Consider the following 4,322-nt stretch of genomic DNA (forward strand, 5'->3'; position numbering starts at 1 on the left):
GAGAAGCATCAACTTTACAGTCATTAGGGGTTTATGCTTAAGTTGATGGCTAGGTGCGCAGGCGGGGATGCAGTGCACACATTAGCGGCGGCGCGCCTTTGGCGCCGCCTGCTTCCCCGCCTGAGCGGAAGTAACTGAATTGAAAGCCTTAAAGTCAGAATTATTGAGATGGCCTGTTGACTCAAATATAAACGTAGGTTACCCTTGGAATTTTCCTTCCCACCCCAATATCGAAATAAGGGAAATCAGAACCTAGAAATCCGGAGTTGCATCAATGTCCTTAGAACCCCAAGTTGAAACGCTATCCTTTGAAGCTGAAGTCAAGCAGTTATTACAATTGGTAGCCCACTCACTTTACAGTAACAAAGAAATTTTTCTTCGCGAGTTAATTTCTAATACCTCTGATGCAGCCGATAAATTACATTACCAAGCACTTTCTAATGCCGCTTTATACGAAAATAATGCGGACTTAAAAATTTGGATTGATTACGATAAAAACGCTCGCACCATTACCATTCGCGATAATGGAATTGGCATGAGCCGGAAAGAAGTGATCGAAAATTTAGGCACGATAGCGAAATCAGGAACGCGAGCCTTCCGAGAATTATTAGCCGAAAAGAGGGCGGAAAACTCACAATTGATCGGCCAATTTGGCGTTGGGTTTTATTCAGCCTTTATTGTTGCTGATCGAGTCGTCGTTCGCACGCGACGGGCTGGCATGAAACCCGACCAAGGGGTGGAATGGGAATCGACAGGAGAGGGTGAATATACCCTTAAAAACATTGATAAACCGACGCGCGGCACGGAAGTTGTTTTGCATCTGAAAGAAAGTGAAGAAGAATTTCTCGATCCCTTGCGATTGCGTGCCATTATTACCAAGTATTCCGATCATATTTTATTGCCTATCGTCATGAAAAAAATTAAAACTACTGGTACTGACGATGAAGATAAAAACCAAATCGCCGAAGAAGTTGTCAATCGCGCCAACGCTTTGTGGGTGCTGCCGAAGGATAAAATTAAAGACGAAGAATATAAAGAATTATATAAACACATTGCGCACGATTTTGAAGACCCATTAGCGTGGGTCCACAATAAAGTCGAAGGTAAATTGGAATACACCACTCTACTGTATATACCAGCCCGTGCACCCTTTGATCTTTGGAACCGCGAGGGGCAACGCGGGTTAAAGCTCTATGTTAAGCGTGTTTTCATTACGGATGATGCCGAACATTTTATGCCAATGTACCTGCGTTTTGTCAAAGGTATTGTTGATTCAAATGATTTACCCCTTAATATTTCGCGTGAATTATTACAGTCCAATGAAGTCATTAATAAAATAAAAGCTGGCTGTGTGAAGCGTATTTTAAGTTTGTTGGAAGATCTGTCGAAGAATGACAAAGAAAAATATACCCGTTTTTGGAAAGCTTTCGGTCAAGTATTAAAAGAAGGTCCAGCAGAAGATTTCGCTAATCGCGATTGTGTCGCTAATTTATTGCGCTTTGCCTCGACTTATAATAACACGGATGAACAAAACGTTAGTTTGCAAGAATATATTAGTCGTATGAAGTCGGAACAAAATAAAATTTATTATATTATCGCAGACACCTATACCAGCGCTAAAAATAGCCCTCTGCTAGAAGTTTTTCGCAAAAAAGGCATCGAAGTATTGCTTATGTCCGATCAAGTGGATGAGTGGCTGGTTGCTCACCTTAATGAATTTGAAGGGAAACCTTTGCAGTCCATAGCAAAAGGGACTTTAGATCTCGGTGGTTTTGAAAAAGAAGAAAAGATTGAAACGGAAAAATTTGAAAAAGATTTTGATGAACTTTTAAAACAATTTAAAGAAATTTTAGGTAAAAAAATAAAGGATGTGCGTATTACTCATCGATTAACGGATTCACCTACGTGTGTTGTTTTTGATGAAAATGAAATGAGTGGCCATTTGCAAAGACTATTAATACAAACAGGTCAAGATTTCATGCAGGCAAAACCTATTTTAGAAATTAATCCATCGCATCCTTTGATTTTGCGGGTGAAAAATGAATCTGATAAAACACGTTTTAATCGTTGGGCCGATTTATTGCTTAATCAAGCCCTCTTGGCTGAAGGGGAGCAGCTTAAAGACCCTGCCAGTTTTGTGAAAGCACTAAACGAATTATTATCAGATTCTTAATTTTAGTATAAAATTAAAGACCAAAAACGACATTAATAAACAGATTACTTAATCAATGCCTATTTTTTATCGTTAAATATCCTCAATTAGCAGTTAGCAATTAGAAACTCAGAATTCTTCTTTGTTTAATAGTTTTATGGGATTTAGTTGTTGACATTTAAAAAAGATATCGATATTCTTTATTTCATAGCTTTAGAGAAAAGCCATATAGGCTTAAAGTGTAGGCTCTTTTTTATTTTTTTTGACTTTAGTTGAAAACGGAGAATTCGACATGGAAACAACTACGAAACTCGCCATAGGCGTTTCTGCACTATGCAGCTTAGCTGGAGCTGCCTTTGGCGGCGGTCCTAATATCCCCATGATTAATATGAATGGTTTTCATATCGGTTTAGGTTTTGGATATAAGTCTTATACCTATATATGGGACGATGTTATTCGCACGCTTCACCCAGTTTCTGCTTCAATAACCCAATTTAGTCCTATTGGTGAATTGGGTTATACCTTCGCAAGTGACTGGTGGATAGCAGGCGTCAAGGCTCAATACCAGTACGATAATGTACGAAGCGTCCCAGTAGATGCACCTTTATCTGTTTATTTTCATCGATCCCGTTTAGGTTCTCACCTTACTGCTATGCTGTTAGCAGGTATTAGAATAAACGAAGCTAACGCTCTTTACTTGGAAGCTGGTTATTCCACTGTGTGGGGAAAAACTACCTTCTTTGGCCGTGGTCCAGTTTCAGTTAGTGTGAAGAATCGCTTGAACGGTGGTATCGCTGGTGTCGGTTGGAGGCATTATTTTATGAAAAATGTCTTTGTTGACCTTAGTTATGACTACGCATTGTATAGAAGTAAATCCGGAGAGACGGCGATTAACCCCGTTTCAGGAGTTCTAGAAAACCCTGGACGAGTCGCAATTAGCGGCATTAACGCAACCGTTAATTACCTGTTCAATATATAACAGAGTTAAATAATGTTATTTTATCAGGTGGTTGTTTCTGGAGAAAACCCTCTAGACCTTAAAAGGAGAGATGCGGGCTGTTTTCTGACGTCAACGCTTAAATAATCAAAAATAGGCTTCGTTATGATGTTATTTGGCGAGGCTTATTTGTTTGATTGTATAAAAAAGTTTGTGTCGCTTTAAGCGTGTTTTTTAACAAGGTGGCTACGGTCATGGGGCCAACTCCACCAGGAACAGGGGTGATCCAGGATGCTCTTTCTTTTGCCGTTTCAAAATCAATATCACCTGCTATTTTATTTGGATTCAATCGACTAAAGCCGACATCAATGACAATGGCTCCTGGTTTAATCCATTCGCTTTGAATCATGCCCGGTTTACCAATAGCGACAATCAAAAGCTCAGCGCTTTTGACATGCTCGGCTAAATCTCGTGTGAAACGATGACAAACCGTTACCGTACATTTGGCGAGTAACAATTCCAAAGCCATCGGCCGCCCAACGATATTTGAAGCGCCTACGATGACAGCATGCTTTCCCTCAAGGTTTTCATGAGTTTCTGTTAAAAGCGTCATTACGCCATAAGGAGTACAAGGACGCAAGGTTGGGCGACGTTGAACTAGACGGCCGAGATTATAAGGGTGGAAACCGTCAATGTCTTTATCTGGTCGAATGCGTTCAAGCAAATTAGCAGGATCGATATGAGCTGGCAACGGTAACTGCAATAGGATGCCATGAGTATTGGAATCGCGGTTGCATTCATCGAGTTTTGACGCTAATTCTGATTCTGTAATCGTATTCGGCATCCGATAAACAGTGGATCGAATACCCACTGCCTGACAGGCGCGTTCCTTGTGGGCTACATAAGTAGCCGAGGCAGGATCGTTACCAACCAAAATGACCGCCAATCCCGGAGAAGGTGACCCCTTTTCCTGGAGCAAACATATATTTTCTTTAACGCGCGCTTTTACTTTCTCTGCACAAGCACGCCCATCTAAAATCCGAGCTATCATATTTTTTCCTTACTCGTTTCTCTATTTTTCTATTAGTCTTAATTTCTAAAAAACATTATCATCCCCGCCTGCGCACCTAGCCATCAACTTAAGCATAAACCCCTAATGACTGTAAAGTTGATGCTTCTCTTTCGCCTTGTTCCTTTCAAAGCTCCTTGATACAAGGGGCCTCTATCATTACC

General features: G+C 40.6%; 3 protein-coding genes. 2 read left to right on the forward strand and 1 reads right to left on the reverse strand.

Annotated elements, in window-relative coordinates; translation table 11 throughout:
• The first annotated feature begins 274 nt into the window (after positions 1-274).
• Complete coding sequence (gene htpG, locus FIV31_RS07330; protein ID WP_280124319.1) at positions 275-2,173, forward strand: molecular chaperone HtpG; 1,899 nt, start codon at positions 275-277, stop codon at positions 2,171-2,173.
• A 271-nt stretch (positions 2,174-2,444) separates the two neighbouring features.
• On the forward strand, positions 2,445-3,131 hold the full coding sequence (locus FIV31_RS07335; protein ID WP_280124320.1) for an outer membrane protein: 687 nt from the start codon (positions 2,445-2,447) through the stop codon (positions 3,129-3,131).
• Between the two features lie 121 nt (positions 3,132-3,252).
• Here FIV31_RS07335 and folD read toward each other — a convergent pair whose 3' ends face one another.
• Positions 3,253-4,140 carry a bifunctional methylenetetrahydrofolate dehydrogenase/methenyltetrahydrofolate cyclohydrolase FolD gene (folD, locus tag FIV31_RS07340; protein ID WP_280124321.1) on the reverse strand — a complete coding sequence of 296 codons (888 nt, stop codon included), beginning with the start codon at positions 4,138-4,140 and terminating at the stop codon, positions 3,253-3,255.
• Positions 4,141-4,322: the final 182 nt, after the last annotated feature.

Source organism: Coxiella endosymbiont of Ornithodoros amblus (genome assembly GCF_019425495.1).
Taxonomy (GTDB): Bacteria; Pseudomonadota; Gammaproteobacteria; order Coxiellales; family Coxiellaceae; genus Coxiella.

What these genes read in the sequence shown, in the direction of transcription:
- FIV31_RS07335 (WP_280124320.1), top strand. Translation starts at nt 2,445, where the DNA reads ATGGAAACAACTACGAAACTCGCCATAGGCGTTTCTGCACTATGCAGC.
- htpG (WP_280124319.1), top strand. Translation starts at nt 275, where the DNA reads ATGTCCTTAGAACCCCAAGTTGAAACGCTATCCTTTGAAGCTGAAGTC.
- folD (WP_280124321.1), bottom strand. Translation starts at nt 4,140, where the DNA reads ATGATAGCTCGGATTTTAGATGGGCGTGCTTGTGCAGAGAAAGTAAAA.